Source organism: Mycobacterium sp. E2699 (assembly GCF_001666745.1).
Classification (GTDB): Bacteria; Actinomycetota; Actinomycetes; order Mycobacteriales; family Mycobacteriaceae; genus Mycobacterium.
Genome location: NZ_LZJH01000077.1, coordinates 77,751 through 94,297, shown reverse-complemented (window position 1 = coordinate 94,297; position 16,547 = coordinate 77,751). Strand labels below are relative to the sequence as shown.

Annotated in this window: 13 protein-coding genes; 7 read left to right on the top strand and 6 right to left on the bottom strand. The window is 69.4% G+C overall.

Annotated features, from left to right (window positions below; translation table 11 throughout):
* Positions 1 to 58: 58 nt before the first annotated feature.
* Complete coding sequence (locus A5696_RS12355; RefSeq protein ID WP_067878556.1) at positions 59 to 1,129, top strand: diguanylate cyclase; 1,071 nt, start codon at positions 59 to 61, stop codon at positions 1,127 to 1,129.
* A 22-nt stretch (positions 1,130 to 1,151) separates the two neighbouring features.
* Here A5696_RS12355 and A5696_RS12350 read toward each other — a convergent pair whose 3' ends face one another.
* Together A5696_RS12350 and A5696_RS12345 are read right to left on the bottom strand one after the other, a co-directional pair.
* Positions 1,152 to 2,519 carry a cytochrome P450 gene (locus A5696_RS12350; protein WP_369803334.1) on the bottom strand — a complete coding sequence of 456 codons (1,368 nt, stop codon included), beginning with the start codon at positions 2,517 to 2,519 and terminating at the stop codon, positions 1,152 to 1,154.
* A gap of 225 nt (positions 2,520 to 2,744) precedes the next feature.
* Positions 2,745 to 3,458 carry a hypothetical protein gene (locus tag A5696_RS12345; RefSeq protein WP_067878548.1) on the bottom strand — a complete coding sequence of 238 codons (714 nt, stop codon included), beginning with the start codon at positions 3,456 to 3,458 and terminating at the stop codon, positions 2,745 to 2,747.
* Positions 3,459 to 4,077: 619 nt separating this feature from the next.
* On the opposite strand from A5696_RS12345, the gene A5696_RS12340 reads away from it, so the two are divergent.
* Genes A5696_RS12340 through A5696_RS12330 form a run of 3 tightly spaced genes read left to right on the top strand, consistent with a single transcriptional unit; the run spans position 4,078 to position 5,929 of the window.
* On the top strand, positions 4,078 to 4,506 hold the full coding sequence (locus A5696_RS12340; protein WP_231964303.1) for a DUF6653 family protein: 429 nt from the start codon (positions 4,078 to 4,080) through the stop codon (positions 4,504 to 4,506).
* 9 nt (positions 4,507 to 4,515) lie between these two features.
* Complete coding sequence (locus A5696_RS12335; RefSeq protein ID WP_067878544.1) at positions 4,516 to 4,749, top strand: hypothetical protein; 234 nt, start codon at positions 4,516 to 4,518, stop codon at positions 4,747 to 4,749.
* A 1-nt stretch (position 4,750) separates the two neighbouring features.
* The gene (locus tag A5696_RS12330) at positions 4,751 to 5,929 is read left to right on the top strand and encodes a winged helix DNA-binding domain-containing protein (protein WP_067878539.1); all 1,179 of its coding nucleotides are present in this window, start codon (positions 4,751 to 4,753) and stop codon (positions 5,927 to 5,929) included.
* A 19-nt stretch (positions 5,930 to 5,948) separates the two neighbouring features.
* Here the strand turns inward: A5696_RS12330 and uvrA are convergent, their stop codons facing one another.
* Positions 5,949 to 8,852: an excinuclease ABC subunit UvrA gene (uvrA, locus tag A5696_RS12325; RefSeq protein WP_067879153.1), complete on the bottom strand. Its 2,904-nt coding sequence runs from the start codon at positions 8,850 to 8,852 to the stop codon at positions 5,949 to 5,951.
* 111 nt (positions 8,853 to 8,963) lie between these two features.
* Between uvrA and A5696_RS12320 the strand changes: the two genes are divergently transcribed.
* Positions 8,964 to 9,650 carry an MBL fold metallo-hydrolase gene (locus A5696_RS12320; protein ID WP_067878536.1) on the top strand — a complete coding sequence of 229 codons (687 nt, stop codon included), beginning with the start codon at positions 8,964 to 8,966 and terminating at the stop codon, positions 9,648 to 9,650.
* A 162-nt stretch (positions 9,651 to 9,812) separates the two neighbouring features.
* Here A5696_RS12320 and A5696_RS12315 read toward each other — a convergent pair whose 3' ends face one another.
* Positions 9,813 to 10,256, bottom strand: a complete 444-nt coding sequence (locus A5696_RS12315) for a universal stress protein (protein WP_067878533.1) — start codon at positions 10,254 to 10,256, stop codon at positions 9,813 to 9,815.
* A gap of 310 nt (positions 10,257 to 10,566) precedes the next feature.
* Between A5696_RS12315 and A5696_RS12310 the strand changes: the two genes are divergently transcribed.
* Together A5696_RS12310 and A5696_RS12305 are read left to right on the top strand one after the other, a co-directional pair.
* Positions 10,567 to 12,159 (top strand): hypothetical protein, encoded by a 1,593-nt coding sequence (locus tag A5696_RS12310; protein ID WP_067878529.1) that lies wholly within the window; start codon positions 10,567 to 10,569, stop codon positions 12,157 to 12,159.
* Between the two features lie 39 nt (positions 12,160 to 12,198).
* Positions 12,199 to 12,918, top strand: coding sequence for an MgtC/SapB family protein (locus A5696_RS12305; RefSeq protein ID WP_067878526.1), 720 nt, complete (start codon positions 12,199 to 12,201; stop codon positions 12,916 to 12,918).
* 2 nt (positions 12,919 to 12,920) lie between these two features.
* Here the strand turns inward: A5696_RS12305 and A5696_RS12300 are convergent, their stop codons facing one another.
* Complete coding sequence (locus tag A5696_RS12300; protein ID WP_067878523.1) at positions 12,921 to 14,318, bottom strand: MFS transporter; 1,398 nt, start codon at positions 14,316 to 14,318, stop codon at positions 12,921 to 12,923.
* Positions 14,315 to 16,483 carry an excinuclease ABC subunit UvrB gene (gene uvrB, locus A5696_RS12295; protein WP_067878518.1) on the bottom strand — a complete coding sequence of 723 codons (2,169 nt, stop codon included), beginning with the start codon at positions 16,481 to 16,483 and terminating at the stop codon, positions 14,315 to 14,317. The genes A5696_RS12300 and uvrB overlap by 4 nt, the downstream gene beginning before the upstream one ends.
* Positions 16,484 to 16,547: the final 64 nt, after the last annotated feature.

Sequence of the window (16,547 nt, the reverse complement as noted above, 5' to 3'; positions counted from 1 at the left end):
GCCCCGAAGTCCGAGACCGCATGCGCGAACGGGCTCGTCGAGAAGGGGTCGCCGGCCGATGTCACGCCTGAAGGCGTGGTGGAACGAGCCCGACCAGTACGACTGGACCACGACGTTCCTGCGCCGGCGCGGGATGCTGGGCCGGGCCCGAATGACCATGGCTCTCATCGCCGGATCGTCGGCCTTGGCGCCGCTGACCGTGTTGCCGAGCCAACACCACCCCAGCACGGCCGAGGTGGTCACCGGCGGACTGGCCGCCGCGTTCACCGTCGGCGTGACCTTGTTGTGGTTGACGCGCTGGCCGACGCGCCGGCAGTCGCAGGCCGGTGTCGCGATCGGCGCGCTGTGCGTCGCCGGGTGGAGCCTCGCGCAGCCCATGGCGGCACTTGCCGCGCTGGCTTGCACCGCCATGGCCATCACCGGGGGCTACATCGCGCTGTTCCACGGTCCCAGGCTGCTGGTCTACAACGGCGCCGTCGCGGTCGCGGTGACCACCGTGGCGGTGCTGAGGCTTGCCCGAGAGGCCAACCTGGCCAGCGCGGCCTCCGCGTTCTGGCTCAACACTTTCCTCAATTTGTGGCTGCCCCTTGGCGTTTGGGGCATCTCACGCGCGATGGGAACGTACGCTCAGCGCTCCCAACAGGATGCCCTCACCGGCCTGCTCAACCGGCGGGCGTTCACCGAGGCGGTCGGTCACCGGGTGACGGATCCGCCACCCGGGCATGACCACCTCGCGGTGGTCATGGTGGACCTCGACAACTTCAAACGCATCAACGACACCCACGGTCATTCGGCCGGCGACCGCGCCCTGCTCGCGGTCGCCGACCTGCTGCGGGAGCGCACCCCCGCCGATGCGATCCTCTGCCGCGCCGGCGGCGAAGAGTTCCTGGTCGCGCTGACCTCGGAGACCCCGGACGTGGGCCCCCTGGCCACAGGGTTCTGCACCGCTTTGGCCGAGCTTTCGCCCGGGATCACGGCCAGCATCGGCACCGCCAGCGCCGAACTGCACCTGCTCACCGGGCGCGACGTCGCCTGGTTCGTCGACGAGCTGATCGCCATTGCCGACACAGCGATGTACGCGGCCAAACGGCGCGGCGGAAACCAGGCCCAGCACGGCGTGCGGGCCTAGCGCCGGGCACCGACGCACGGCGTCAGTGACGCAGCCGGATCTTGGCCGGGATCGGGGCCGCCGCCACCATGGTGAACGGCACGGCCAGCGGGAAATCGTCTTCCAGAGAATCGATTTCGACTCGGCGGATGATGGTCGCCAACGCAAGCGTGGCTTCCAGCATCGCGAAGTGATCGCCGATGCACGAGCGCGGCCCCCCGCCGAACGGAACGTATTGCCAACGGTCCCGGCCTTGATCGCGCCCCGGCGCGAACCGGTCCGGGTCGAACCGGAGCGGATCGTCCCACAGGCTCGGGTCGGTCTGCACGGCCATTCGTCCGAACGCCAGCATCGTGCCCGCCTTCACCCGGTAGCCCGCGACCTCGACATCGCGGGTCGCCATCCGGGTTCCGGTCGGCCCGGGCGGGCACAACCGCAGCGCCTCCTGCAGAACCTGGACGGTGAAACCCAAGCGCGAAACGTCGTCAGGTGTGAGCTGGCGGCCGCCGAGCTCGGCGACCTCGGTGGCGACGCGCTCCTGCAGGTCGGGATGGCGCCCCAGCGCCCACAGCGCGTAGGTCAGAGTCGTCGCCGTCGTGTCGTGGCCGGCGAACAAAAAGATGATCATCTCGTCGCGGATTTCGGTGTCCGACAGCGACTGCCCCGTTTCCGGGTCGGTGGCGGCGATGAGCGCATGGACCAGAGGCGCCTCCCTGTTGGGGTCGGCGCGACACGCGTGCAGAATCTCGTCGGCAAGCTCGCGAATGGTGCGGGCCGCCGCCCGGGCCCGCCGCCGCGCCGGCGTGGGCATCCACTGCGGTGCGCGCAGCGGCCGCAGGGCGCGCCGCACGGCGTAGCTCGTCGCCACTCGCAGCGGCTCCGCGATCGCGTCGGATCGCTCATCGAGGTCCAGTCCCAACACCGAGCGACCCAGCGCCCGCAGCGTCAGCGTGCGGCACTGCGCGTCGAGGTCGATCACATCACCCTCGCGCCACGTGGCACACACCGTCTCCGCAGCCTCGGCCATGTGTCCGCCGAACTGGCGGACACGCTGCCGGGTGAATACCGGCTGCAGGGTGCGCCGACGCGGCAACCATTCGGCGTGCGGCAGGACGAACAGGTTCCCGCCGAGCAGCCTGCGAAGCTCGGTGGTCACCGTGCTGGTCTTGTCGACGGAACCGTCTCTGGGGCTGACGATGTCGCGAATGCCTTGCGGTGACGTCGCCAACACGATCGGCGGAATCAGCCAGCGCGGTCCCAAAGTGACCCGGGTGACGGGTCCACCGGCGTCGCGAAGCTTGTTCGTACCGGTATGAAACTCCCGGATCGCCTTCAGGCGTTCGCGATACGGAAGCGGGTTTTTCGGGGCAAAGGGCAACGCGGAAACGTCCCGCACGGACCGCTCGGTGATGGCCACCCCTCCGACCCTAGACCGTCGGCGCGCACCGAAGGGTACTGTGACGTTCCCGACACAGCGGCGCGCAGGGCGTCGACGAGGCGTGACGGCCGACCTCGCCCAGCCGTCGAATTCCGCCGAGCGCCAAGAAGATACGTGAGTCGCCCGGGGGCCCGTTCCCCCTCATCGCGCCACCCGACGTCGTGCGAAAGGTGAATGCCCGCACCGACCCGATTTCTCCTAAGCCGAGATGCGGCAGAGAATCTCGGAGTTTTCGGCGCACATCAGCTTGAATTGTTCCGGTTCGGCGTGCGTGGCGATGGTGCGGCGGTCCCACCACATCACCTTGGTGCGATAGTCCTCGGTGGGATAGGCGGCCGCCGGTATCCGCGAGGCCACGACACCGCCTGAGGATTGCCACTGCTCCAGCACGTGAGCCGCAGCCGTGGCCATGACGAACTGGACACCCAGCAGCGTCATCATCGGCATCGCGGTGCGCGCCAGCACCCGGGACAGGGCCCGGCTGCCGTACTCGCGCGAGTCGGTCCAGGCGCTTTTGACCTCCACGACGCCGAAGGGGATGCGGTTGGTGATCATGTGGCTCAACACGGCACGGCCCGGGCTGTCTTTCCACTCCTCGAGCGCGTGGGACTCGTCGGCCGACCGCAGCGGACCAACGACGCGCGTGCCACCGACCACCCGGCCCCCCGGATCGATCGCGGCGAAGAACAGCGTCGTGTCGGCGCCGTCCCGAACCGCATCGAGGTCGAGCACCCATTCCAGCCCGTGCCGGCGGTAACTGCGCAGCGCACCATCCAGATACTGATCCCAGAGCTCGGGTTCCGCCTCCGGCGTTGACGCCGCTACCCAACAGCCCGTCGCCTGATCGCGCCAGCCCGCTCCGGCTCCCAGCGATACGCCGTCGAACCCGCTGGTCAGTTGAGCCGCTTCCATAGGTATCCCTTCACTTCTGCACCCTGCCGACCGGTCTTTTTGTGAGATGTGTCTCGAATTATTTCCTAAAATGCGCCAGCGACAAATAACCTGCGGTATTTATTATCGTCAGTGTCGTTTGTCGGGTATCCGCATCGTTAGCGTTACCGATCAGTAATCGGCAACGAATCATAAGTTTGCGCGCGCGGAGTCGGCACCGCCCGGTTTTTGGCCGGATCGCACCTGCGACGCCAGCCCCGGACTCTGTCGGCCATGGCGTGAAGCGTCGGCGTGGGTGACTCCGCGGGCGGCGCTGACCTTTCGTTGAAGCGCCCGGACCCCTTCTCATCCAGATGATTCAACCCGACGAAGGTGCTGTGTTCTACCTGTGAATTCCCCATGTAGCGGCGGCTCGGGCGCCGCGGGTTTGCTGCCGCGGCCCGAGAGTATCGCACGCTTTCGGGGCCGGCTTTCGCGGGTTCCAGGCTTGTTGGGATGCTCGCCCCGCTGGCCGCGGAGGCTCCGAATTCGAGAGCAGAGGCGATTTTATGGGACCGGGGTTGGGTAACTGGTAACTTTTTGGCAAACGCCGGTTGCCGAACTCTTCGCGAAACCCGGCCCTCAGCGCACACTCGAGGTCGTGACGCAAGGCACGGCCGCCGCCCGACTCAGGCGCGCGATCTTCGCCCGGCACTGCAACCCATGGAGCGCCTGGACGCGCTGGGCGACCACGCCTCTGGTCTTGGTACCCATCTGGACAAGGCGCTGCAGCCATGCGGTGTGGATCGCGCTGTGGTTGACCGTCAACCCCTTCGTCTTCGGCCGGCCCGCGCACCAACGCGCCTGGTCAACCCGCGCGATGCTGGGCGAGGAATTGTGGATCGGCCGTCGCCCGCGGGACGCGGCGATGCTCGTCAGCGCGGTGGCGTCGGCGTGCGCACTGGGCGCCGCCCTGGCCGCCCGGCGCCATCGACCGGGGCCGGCGGCCGTCGCGACCGCGGCGCAGATGGTCCTGACCCTGGTGTATTGGGAGCAGATGGTGCGCTATTTCGCTCGCCGGGCGCAGTAGCGTGTCGTCATGCCCGACGAACCCATGACTCCCGCCCCCGGGTACGACGCCGCCGGCGTGCCGACCTTCGAATCCGTCCGGGAGAAGATCGAATCCCGGTTCGCCACGGCGCAGGGTGCCACCGAACTCGACGCGGACACCGCGGAGGGCCGCTCGGTCGAGGAGCAGTTCGAAGAGCGCGAGCGCGCGGCGGCCGAGCGGTTGCGGCAGATCCGGGAGTCGATGCGCTCCGACGAGCGTTGAGGTGCGCACATTCACCATCGACGAGCGCCGTAACCGCCTGGCGCGCAGGCACTTCCTTTCCGCGGGCGACCCCACGCCCATCACCGGGATGATCGCCGGGCTAGTCGGGCTGCATGCCACCGACCCCGCCACCCCGTACCTGTCGCTCTGGGCGCGCTTCCCGGGATTCCGGACCGCCGACCTCGAGCTGCAGCTGTACGAGAAACGCGCCGCGCTGCGGCATCTAGCGATGCGACGGACGCTGTGGCTGGTCAGCAGCGACGACCTGCGCTTGATTCAGTCCGCGTGCAGCGACCGGGTCGCCGACAACGAAAGCCGGAGGCTGGCCGCCGACGTGCGTAAGGCGGGCGTGGCCGCCGACGGCGAGCGCTGGCTCGACCGCGCCTGCGCCGCGGTGTTGCGCCATCTCGGTGACAGCGGGCCGGCCAGCAGCACCGAGCTGCGGGCGGCGCTGCCCGAGCTGGCCGGGACCTACGACCCGGCGCCCGGAAGGCGTTGGGGCGGCCAGGTTCCGCTCGCCCCGCGGGTGCTCACGGTGCTCTCCGCGCGGGGCGACATCGTGCGCGGGCCGAACGACGGGAGCTGGACCACGTCGCGGCCGCGCTGGAGCACCACCGGCGATTGGCTGGGCGACGTCGGCGAGCCGCTGCCGGACCGGCACGCCCGGGCCGGCCTGACCCGCCGCTGGCTGGCGACGTTCGGGCCCGCGACCGTCGCCGACATCAAGTGGTGGCTCGGCACCACGCTCACCGCGGCCCGCAACGCCCTGGCCGACATCGGTGCGGTGCAAGTCGACCTGCACGGCAGCCCCGGCTGGGCGCTGCCCGACGACCTCGATCCCGAACCCGAAGCGCCCCCATGGTGCGCCTTGCTGCCGGGGCTGGACGCCACCACCATGGGCTGGTTTCAGCGCGATTGGTACCTCGGGGAGCACCGCGCGCGGATTTTCGACCGCAACGGCAACGCCGGCCCGACGGCGTGGTGGAACGGACGCGTGGTGGGCGGCTGGTATCAAGACGACGGCGCGCGGGTCCGGCTGCAGCTGCTCGAGGATCCCGGCCGCGACGGGCGGCGCGCCCTGCAGTGCCGGGCCGACGAGCTCACCGCGTGGCTGGACGGGGTGCGCATCAGTCCCCGCTTTCCGTCGCCGCTGTCGAAGGCCCGTGCGACGCCGGGATGATCGCGCACCCGAACGTCGCTCAGGCGGTGACCTTGCGGCGCCGGGTCGACCGCCGCGGCGCGGGGGCACGCCCGACGACCTCGGCGAGGAACTTGCCCGTGTAGCTTTCGGGCACCGCGGCGACGTCCTCCGGGGTGCCTTCGGCGACAACGGTTCCGCCCTCGGCGCCGCCCTCGGGGCCCATGTCGACGATCCAGTCCGACGTCTTGATCACGTCCAGGTTGTGTTCGATGACGATGACCGTATTGCCTTTGTCGACAAGGCCGTTGATGACCTTGAGCAGCTTGCGGATGTCGTCGAAGTGCAGCCCGGTGGTGGGTTCGTCGAGGATGTAGATCGTCCGCCCGGTCGAGCGCTTCTGCAGTTCGGCGGCCAGCTTGACGCGCTGCGCCTCGCCGCCGGACAGCGTCGGCGCGGGCTGCCCGAGCCGGACGTAGCCCAGCCCGACGTCGACGAGTGTGCGCAGGTAGCGGTGGATGCCGCTGATCGGCTCGAAGAACTCCGCCGCCTCCTCGATCGACATGTCCAGCACCTCGGAGATGGTCTTGCCCTTGTAGTGCACCTCCAGCGTCTCCCGGTTGTACCGGGCGCCGTGGCAGACCTCGCACGGGACGTAGACGTCGGGCAGGAAGTTCATCTCGATCTTGATGGTGCCGTCGCCCGTGCACGCCTCGCATCGACCGCCCTTGACGTTGAACGAGAACCGGCCCGGCTGATACCCGCGGACCTTGGCCTCGGTGGTCGCCGCGAACAGCGTGCGGATCTTGTCGAACACTCCGGTATAGGTGGCCGGGTTGGACCGCGGCGTACGGCCGATCGGCGACTGGTCGACCCGCACCAGCTTGTCCAGGTGGTCCAGGCCCGTGACCCGGGTGTGCCGGCCCGGCACCTGCCGGGCGCCGTTGAGCCGGTTGGCCAGCACCGCGGCCAGGATGTCGTTGACCAGCGTCGACTTTCCCGAGCCCGACACGCCCGTCACCGCGGTCAGCACCCCGAGCGGGAACGACACGTCGATGCCGCGCAGGTTGTGCTCCCGGGCGCCGACGACGGTGAGTTGGCGCTTGTGGTTGACGGGCCGCCGGATCGCCGGCAGCTCGATGCTCTCCTTGCCCGACAGGTAGGCGCCGGTGATCGAGTCCTCGTTGGCCAGCAGCTCGGCATACGTTCCGCTGTGCACGATCTGGCCGCCGTGCTCGCCGGCCCGCGGCCCGATGTCGACGATCCAGTCGGCGTGCTCGATGGTGTCCTCGTCGTGCTCGACGACGATCAGGGTGTTCCCCAAATCCCTTAGCCGCGTCAGGGTTTCGATGAGCCGACGGTTGTCGCGCTGGTGCAGCCCGATGGAGGGCTCGTCGAGCACGTAGAGCACACCCACCAGGCCGGAGCCGATCTGGGTGGCCAGTCGGATGCGTTGCGCCTCACCGCCGGACAGCGTGGCCGCCGCCCGCGACAGCGACAGGTAGTCCAACCCGACGTCGAGCAGGAACCCCAGCCGCGACTGGATCTCCTTGAGCACCTGTCCGGCGATCGCCTGCTCCCGCGTCCCCAGGGTGAGCGCGTTCAGGAAGTCCGAGCAGTCCGAAATGGACAGCTCACACACCTCGGCGATGGACTTCTTGCCGCGGCCCCCCGCCGCCAGCGACACCGCCAGGATCTCCGGCTTGAGCCGGGTGCCCTCGCACACCGGGCAGGGCACGTCGCGCATGAAGCCCTCGTAGCGCTCCTTCATCTGCTCGGATTCGGTCTGCGCCATCTTGCGCTGCAGGAACGCCAGCACGCCCTCGAAATCGGCGTAGTACGACCGGGTGCGGCCGTAGCGGTTGCGATACCGCACGTGCACCTGGTGGTCGGAGCCCTCGAGGATCGCCTTGCGGGCCTTGGCCGGCAGCTTGCGCCACGGCGTGTCGACGTCGAAGCCGAGCTCGTCGCCCAGCCCGGCCATCATGCGGGTGAAGTACTCCGCGGTGTGGCCCGTCGACCACGGCGCCACCGCGCCTTCGGCCAGCGTGCGCTCCGGGTCGGGCACCACCAGGTCGGGGTCGACCTCCTTGCGGATACCCAGGCCGGTGCACTCCGGGCACGCGCCATAGGGCGAGTTGAACGAGAAGGACCGCGGCTCGAGGTCGTCGACCGCCAGCGCGTGCCCGTTGGGGCAGGCCAGCTTCTCGGAGAACCGCTGCTCGCGGTTGTGGGCGTCGTGGTCGTGATCGACGAACTCCAGCACCACAATGCCGTCGGCCAGGTTCAGCGCGGTCTCCACCGAGTCGGTGAGCCGCTGCTTGGCGCCGGCCTTGACCGTCAGGCGATCGACCACCACCTCGATGTCGTGCTTTTCCTGCTTCTTCAGCCTGGGCGGATCGGTCAGCGAGTGCACCACGCCGTCGACCCGCACCCGGCTGTAGCCCTGGGCGTTGAGCTTCTCGAACAGGTCGGCGAACTCGCCCTTGCGGGTGCGCACCACCGGGGCCAGCACCTGAAAGCGGGTGCCCTCCGGCATCGCCAGCACCTGGTCGACGATTTGCTGGGGCGTCTGGCGGGCGATCCGCTCGCCGCAGACCGGGCAGTGCGGCGTGCCTGCGCGCGCGTAGAGCAACCGCAGGTAGTCGTACACCTCGGTGATCGTCCCGACGGTCGACCGCGGGTTGCGGTTGGTCGACTTCTGGTCGATCGAGACCGCCGGGGACAGCCCCTCGATGAAGTCGACGTCGGGCTTGTCCATCTGCCCCAGGAACTGGCGGGCGTAGGCCGACAGCGACTCGACGTAGCGGCGCTGGCCCTCGGCGAAGATGGTGTCGAACGCCAGCGACGACTTGCCCGACCCGGATAGCCCCGTGAACACGATCAACGCATCGCGCGGCAGGTCGAGATCGACGCCCCGCAGGTTGTGCTCACGGGCGCCCTTGACGATGAGGCGGTCAGCCAACGGTGCCTCTTTCAGTGAATGCTTCGGGTATGACAGCCGTTGATGCGCACGGCGCATTCCATGCTATGTGTCCGTACCGACAAGCAACCCGTGACCAGTAACGTGGCCGCTATGACTGCCTCGGTTGTGCCCGACGATAACTACACCGGACACGTCGACCCCGGTACCGCGGCCCGCCGGACCCTACCCGGCGCCACGATTCTAAAGGCGTCGGTGGGCCCGATGGACAATAACGCCTATCTCGTGACATGTTCCGCGACCGGCGAAACCCTGCTGATCGACGCCGCGAACGACGCCGACGTCCTCCTCGGCCTGATCCGGGAGTACGCGCCGAAGCTGTCGCTGATCGTGACCAGCCATCAGCACTTCGACCACTGGCAGGCGCTGGAGGCCGTCGCCGCGGCCACCGGCGCCCCGACCGCCGCCAACGAGATCGACGCCGGCCCGCTGCCGGTCAACCCGGACCGTTTGCTGGCCGGTGGGGACACCGTGCGGATCGGTGAGCTGACATTCGACGTCATCCACCTGCGCGGGCACACGCCCGGGTCGATCGCCCTGGCCCTCGACGGACCCGCGACCGGCGGCGTCACGCAGCTGTTCACCGGCGACTGCCTGTTCCCGGGCGGGGTCGGCAAGACGTGGCAGGCCGGTGATTTCGCCCAGCTGCTCGACGACGTCACCACGCGGGTGTTCGAGGTGTACGACGACGCCACCGTCATCTATCCCGGCCACGGCGACGACACGGTGCTGGGCGCGGAGCGCCCGCACCTGGCCGAATGGCGCGAACGCGGCTGGTAGACCGCGGCCTTTCGGCGGCGAGTGTGCGCTCACGGCTTTGCGTGTGCACTGGCGGCGCGATTTCGGCAACTTGTGCGCACTGGGCGCACACCCAACGCCCACAATGCACACTCAAACGCCGGTGCGACCAGCACGCAGCATGGCGCGAACGCGGCTGGTGGGTCAGTTCGTGGTGTGCACGATCAGCACGTCGACTTTGGCGCGGCGTGAGACGTTGGCCGGCACGGATCCCAGCAGCCGGCCCGCGATCGTGCTCAGGCCGACATTGCCGACGACCAGCAGGTCGGCCTTCTCGTCCTCGGCCAGCTTGACCAGCGCGTCGACCGGGGCGCCGACCACCGAGCGCTCCTCCACGTTCTTGGCGCCCGCTTTGTGCGCCCGTTCCTTGGCGTCCTGCAGGATCGCGTAAATCGGGGCCGTGCCGGACACCTTGTAGCTCTCGGACCCCAGCGCGTCGGCGGCCCGGGTGTCCTCGTGCTGCGGCAGGTACGCCGAGGCGATGATCAGCTTGGCGTCGTCCCCGGCAATCTGCGCAGCCCTGTCCACCGCGCGAAACGATGAATCCGAGCCGTCCGTCCCGACCACCACGGTCCGATAGGCGCTCATTTACCCTCCCAGTTTCGGTTGGTCAGCCAACCCAAGACAGTATCGTGTTTGCCGGATAAACAGGGATTGGAATTGCCGCTCAGCGTGGCGTGGCGCACACGGCAATTGCGGGGCCACGCTGCACGAACGAACGATTTGCCGCACTTTTGAAACCACCGATCTGCCCGGCCGCGGCGGAAAGCGTTGCATTTCCGACTATTTCGACGAATTGCCGTGCCGGCGGGTGAATGCGCCGTTGTGGCACCGGTCGCAGCGACCGGGAACTCGTGGTGAGCCCGTTCGTCCGGTGCGACCTACAGTGACAAGCATCATGTCCATGTCCACCGCCGAACAGCACGCCTCCGAGGCCTCCGGCGTCGCCGAGCGGCGGGAGCCCGCGCGGTCGCGCGGCAGGGTGCTCGATCCGTGGCTGATCGCGGCGTTCGCCACAGTGGTCAGCGCCGCCTGGGCCGGTAGGCCGTCGTTGTGGTTCGACGAGGGAGCCACCATTTCGGCTTCGGCCAGCCGGACGTTGCCGGAGCTGTGGAAGCTGCTGGGGCATATCGACGCCGTTCACGGACTGTATTACCTGCTGATGCACGGCTGGTTCGCGATGTTTCCGCCGACCGAATTCTGGTCGCGGGCGCCGAGCGCCCTGGCGGTCGGGGCCGCCGCCGCCGGTGTCACGGTGTTCACCAAGCAGTTCGTCCCCGGACGGGCCACCGCGGTGTGCGCGGGGGCGGTGTTCGCCATCCTGCCGCGGACCACCTGGGCGGGCATGGAAGCGCGCTCGTATGCGTTCGCCGCCGCCGCGGCCATCTGGCTGACGGTCTTGCTGGTCGCCGCCGTCCGGCGGAGCACGCCGCGCTGGTGGGTGTGCTACGCGCTGACGCTGATGCTGTCGGTCCTGCTGAACCTCAACCTCGTGCTGCTGGTGCCGGTGTACGCCGTGCTGGTGCCGCTGCTGGCGCCGAAGGGCTCCCGCAGGTCTCCCGTCATCCGATGGGCCGCCAGCACGGCGGTCGCGGTCGGGGCCATGACGCCGTTCATCCTGTTCGCCCACGGCCAGGTATTCCAGGTCAACTGGATCTACCCGGTCAGCTGGCACTACGCCTTCGACATCATCCAGAGGCAATACTTCGACCACAGCGTTCCGTTCGCCATCCTCACGGGTGTCCTCGTCGTCGCCGCGGTGGTGGCCCGGCTCAGGGGCGCGCGCGGCCCGGGCGGCGACACCCGCAGCCTGCTGATCATCGGCGTGGCCTGGATCGTCCTGCCCACGGCCCTGGTGGTCGCCTACTCGGCCCTCGGCGAACCGATCTACTACCCGCGCTACCTGATCTTCACCGCTCCCGCCGCTGCGGTCGTCATGGCCGTCTGCATCGTGACCATCGCCCGCACGCCGTGGCCGATCGCGGCCGCAGTGCTGTTGTTCGCCGCGGCGGCGCTGCCCAACTACCTGTTCATCCAGCGCTGGCCTTACGCCAAGGAGGGCTGGGACTACAGCCAGGTCGCCGACCTGATCAGCTCCCACGCCGCGCCCGGCGACTGCCTGATGGTGGACAACACCGTGCCCTGGCGGCCCGGACCGATCCGCGCGCTGCTGGCCACGCGGCCCGCCGCCTTCAAATCGCTGATCGACGTCGAGCGCGGCGCTTACGGACCCAAGGTCGGCTGGCTGTGGGACGGCCACGTCGCGGTGTGGCTGACCACGGCCAAGATCAACAAGTGCACCACCATCTGGACGATCACCAACAAAGACACCTCGTTGCCCGATCACCAGGCCGGACAATCGGGACAAGCACTGCCGCCGGGAACCGCCTTCGGGCGCGCCCCCGCGTACCGGTTTCCGGGCTACCTGGGCTTCCACATCGTGGAGCGTTGGCAGTTCCACTACTCGCAGGTCGTCAAGTTGACGCGATGACCGGCGCGTAGAAGCGCCATCCGTGGGTAGTTGACGGGCATGCAGGTTTTGCTGGCCGGTCCGCTGCTCGGGGGTGACGTGCAGGGCGCGCGTCACGTCGTCGAGCTGCTGGCCGCCTTCGGGCTGACGGCGCTGATCGGCCTGGAACGAACCATCCAGGGCAAGAGCGCGGGCCTGCGGACCCAGACGATCGTCGGCACGTCGTCGGCGTTGATCATGCTGGTCAGCAAATTCGGCTTCTTCGATATCGTGCACGAAGGCACCGTCACGCTCGACCCGTCCCGCGTCGCGGCCCAAATCGTCTCGGGCGTGGGCTTTTTGGGCGCCGGCATCATCATCACCCGGCGCGGCGCGGTGCACGGGCTCACCACCGCGGCCGCGGTGTGGGAATCGGCCGCGATCGGGATGGCGGTCGGCGCCGGTCTGCTGCTGCTGGCCGTCGCGGTCGTGGCCCTGCACTTCGTCAGCGCGCTCGCGTTCAGCGCCGTCGAGCGTCAGCTCACCGCCCGGCTGCGCGGGACCCGCCGGCTGACCATCATCTACGAAAACGGCCGGGGAGTGCTGCGGGAGTTGCTGCGGATCTGCGGGCAGCGCGACTGGCAGCTCACCGAGCTCGACGCCGACGCCCACGACATCGACGACGGCGAGGTCAGGGTGACGATGACCCTCTCTGGCGCCAGGATGGGCAGCGCCTCCGACGTCTTCGCCGAGGTCGACGGGGTGGTCGCCATCCTCCGCGGCGGCGAAGAACCCGACTGAGCTCAGCGGTTGGCCCGGGTGGCGCGATAGGAAGCCACCACACCGGCCGCGGTCAACGCGGTGAACACGGCGAACAACCAGTGGGCCGCGGCCGCGTCGCCGCCCCGGGCCGTATTGACCACCACGCCGGCCACCCCGGCGCCGAACGCCCCGGAGACCAGCTGCACCGTGTTGATCGCCGCGGCCGCCGCGACGCCCTCGGTCGGGTCGTCGACGGAATCCATTGCGCGCACCGACAAATGGGGCCAGGCCATCCCGATCCCGATCCCCGCCACGAGCAACGCCAGCGTCCAGGCCGCGACGGTCCCGGCCGACGCGTTGCCGCGCTGGGTGAGCGCGCCCAGCGCCAGGCCCGACGCCACCACCACCGGCGCGAGCGCGATCACCCGCCGAATCGCCCGCGGGTTCTCCAGCGACGCGCTGACGATCTCGGAGACCGTCCAGCCGACCGCCAGCGCCGCACCCAGGAAACCGGCCGCCACCGGCGTCAGGTGTGCCAACCGCTGACCGAACAGCGGCACGTAGGTGTCCACCATCGCCCCCACCATCAGCAGGCCCATCGTCAGGTAGATCCACTTCAACGGCCCGGGCCCGAAGACGCTGGGCGGCAACACCGCCGCACGCGCCCGCCGGTCCACGATCGCGAACAGTCCGGCCAGCAGGACGCTCGCGGCGAGCAGCCCCGCGGTCGCGGCGAGGTTGTGCGGGATCTGGGCGACGCTGACGGCCAGCGCCGCCGCGCCGATCAGCAGCAACGACCACACCGGCACCCGCAGCGCCGGCGTCTCGGCGCCCGTGCCGCCGCGGCCCGCCGGCAACGCGACCGGGACCAGCAGGGCCATCAGCGCCGTCAGGACCGCCATCGCGACGAACGCCCACCGCCACAGCCCGAACTGCGCGAACAGCCCACCCGTCGCGGGCCCGACCACCGTCGCGACCCCCCACATCGCCGACACCAGGGCGGAGGCCCGGGTCCACAGCGAGCGGGGCAGCGCCGCGTTGATCACCGCGTAGCCGAGGCCGGCGAGCAGCCCACCGGCCACGCCCTGCAGCGCGCGCGCCGCGATCAGGACCTCCATGGACGGCGCCGCTCCGCACGCCAGGCTGGAGGCGCCGAACACGGCCAGGCCGATCAGGTACGACGGGCGGGCCCCGACGCGCACCAGCATCGGGTTGACCATCGTCGCGGCCACCACCGACCCGACCAGGTACAGCGTCGTGACCCACGCGTATAGGCGGCTGCCGCCGATCTCGGCGACGGTGTTCGGGAGCAGGCTGATCGTGAGGAACTCGTTGGTGGCGTACAGCGCGACGCCACCCGCCAGCACGACCGACGTCCCCAGGTGCCGGGCGCCCAGCAGCTCGCGCCAGCTGCCGGTGACATTGGCGGTGCGCGTCACTTCAGGCCGGCGGCGTCCATCCCGCGCAGTTCCTTTTTGAGGTCGGCGATCTCGTCGCGGAACCGCGCCGCCAGCTCGAACTGCAGGTCACGGGCGGCGGCCATCATCTGCGCGGTCAGGTCCTTGATCAGGTCGGCCAGTTCGGCGCGGGGCATGTTCGACGTGTCGCGGCCCTCGAACACGCCGGCGCTCACCGCGCGGCCGGGTTCACCCTGGGCGCGGCGGCCGCGGGACATGCTGCGCCCGGAGCCGATTTCGACGGTCTCGGAATCGTCGGCCTCGCGGTAGACCTGGTCGAGGATGTCGGCGATCTTCTTGCGCAGCGGCTGCGGGTCGATGCCGTTGGCCTCGTTGTAGGCGATCTGCTTGGCCCGGCGCCGTTCGGTCTCGTCGATGGCCTCCTTCATCGAGTCGGTCATCGAGTCGGCGTACATGTGCACCTCGCCGGACACGTTGCGGGCGGCGCGGCCGATGGTCTGGATCAGGCTCCGCGTCGACCGCAGGAAGCCCTCCTTGTCGGCGTCGAGGATCGCCACCAGCGACACCTCCGGCAGGTCCAGGCCCTCGCGCAGCAGGTTGATGCCGACGAGCACGTCGTACTCGCCCAGCCGCAGCTGGCGCAGCAGCTCCACCCGGCGCAGGGTGTCGACCTCGGAGTGCAGGTAACGCACCCTGATGCCCATCTCCAGCAGGTAGTCGGTGAGGTCCTCGGCCATCTTCTTGGTCAGCGTCGTCACCAGGACGCGCTCGTCGGCGTCGGCGCGCTTGCGGATCTCCCCGATCAGGTCGTCGATCTGGCCCTTGGTCGGCTTGACCACGACCTTCGGGTCCACCAGGCCGGTCGGGCGGATCACCTGCTCGACGAACTCGCCGCCGGACTGGCTGAGCTCATAGGGGCCGGGGGTCGCCGACAGGTACACCGTCTGCCCGATCCGGTCGGCGAACTCCTCCCAGGTGAGCGGCCGGTTGTCGCACGCCGACGGCAGCCGGAACCCGTACTCGACCAGGTTGCGCTTGCGCGACATGTCGCCCTCGTACATGCCGCCGATCTGGGGCACCGTGACGTGCGACTCGTCGATGACGAGCAGGAAGTCCTCCGGAAAGTAGTCGAGCAGGGTGGCCGGTGGGGAGCCGGGCCCGCGGCCGTCGATGTGCCGGGAGTAGTTCTCGATGCCCGAGCAGAACCCGACCTGGCGCATCATCTCGATGTCGTAGTTCGTGCGCATCCGCAGCCGCTGGGCCTCCAAAAGCTTGCCCTGGCTTTCGAATTCGGCGAGCCGCTCGGCGAGCTCCTCCTCGATGGTGGAGATCGCGTGCGCCATCCGCTCGGGGCCGGCCACGTAGTGGGTGGCGGGGAAGATCCGCAGCGAGTCGACCTGGCGGATCACCTCGCCGGTCAGCGGGTGCAGGTAGTACAGCGCCTCGATCTCGTCGCCGAAGAACTCGATGCGCACCGCGAGCTCCTCGTAGGACGGGATGATCTCCACGGTGTCGCCGCGCACCCGGAACGAGCCACGGGTGAAGGACAGGTCGTTGCGGGTGTACTGCACGTCGACCAGCAGCCGCAGCAACCCGTCCCGGGGCACCTCGCTGCCCACCCGCAGCTCGACGGAGCGGTCCAGGTAGGACTGCGGGGTGCCCAGACCGTAGATGCACGACACCGAGGCCACCACCACCACATCGCGCCGCGACAGCAGCGACGACGTCGCGGAGTGCCGCAGCCGCTCCACGTCGTCGTTGATCGAGCTGTCCTTCTCGATGTAGGTGTCGGTCTGCGCGATGTACGCCTCCGGCTGGTAGTAGTCGTAGTACGACACGAAGTACTCGACGGCGTTGTGCGGCAACATCTCTCGCAGCTCGTTGGCCAGCTGGGCGGCCAGCGTCTTGTTGGGCGCCATCACCAGCGTGGGGCGCTGCAGCCGCTCGATGAGCCACGCGGTGGTGGCCGACTTTCCGGTGCCGGTGGCGCCGAGCAGCACCACGTCCCGCTCCCCCGCCCGGATCCGGCGCTCCAGCTCGTCGATGGCCGCGGGCTGGTCGCCGGCTGGTGCGTGCGGGCTGACGACCTCGAAGCGGCCGCCGGCGCGCACCAACCCCGCCACCTCCTCGGCGGCGGGGCGGTATTCCGAATGCGCGACTACCGGATGTTCAGTGGCGAAGGCCATGCCCCCAGGGTAGAGGCGGGCACCGACAAGCGTCCGGCCGTCGACCCCCCGAGCGTGCGCAGAA

Excerpts from the sequence above, each read along its gene's own strand:
- A5696_RS12310 (WP_067878529.1), top strand. The coding sequence starts at position 10,567 with ATGTCCATGTCCACCGCCGAACAGCACGCCTCCGAGGCCTCCGGCGTC.
- A5696_RS12305 (WP_067878526.1), top strand. The coding sequence starts at position 12,199 with ATGCAGGTTTTGCTGGCCGGTCCGCTGCTCGGGGGTGACGTGCAGGGC.
- A5696_RS12355 (WP_067878556.1), top strand. The coding sequence starts at position 59 with ATGTCACGCCTGAAGGCGTGGTGGAACGAGCCCGACCAGTACGACTGG.
- A5696_RS12345 (WP_067878548.1), bottom strand. The coding sequence starts at position 3,458 with ATGGAAGCGGCTCAACTGACCAGCGGGTTCGACGGCGTATCGCTGGGA.
- A5696_RS12315 (WP_067878533.1), bottom strand. The coding sequence starts at position 10,256 with ATGAGCGCCTATCGGACCGTGGTGGTCGGGACGGACGGCTCGGATTCA.
- A5696_RS12320 (WP_067878536.1), top strand. The coding sequence starts at position 8,964 with ATGACTGCCTCGGTTGTGCCCGACGATAACTACACCGGACACGTCGAC.
- A5696_RS12335 (WP_067878544.1), top strand. The coding sequence starts at position 4,516 with ATGCCCGACGAACCCATGACTCCCGCCCCCGGGTACGACGCCGCCGGC.
- uvrB (WP_067878518.1), bottom strand. The coding sequence starts at position 16,483 with ATGGCCTTCGCCACTGAACATCCGGTAGTCGCGCATTCGGAATACCGC.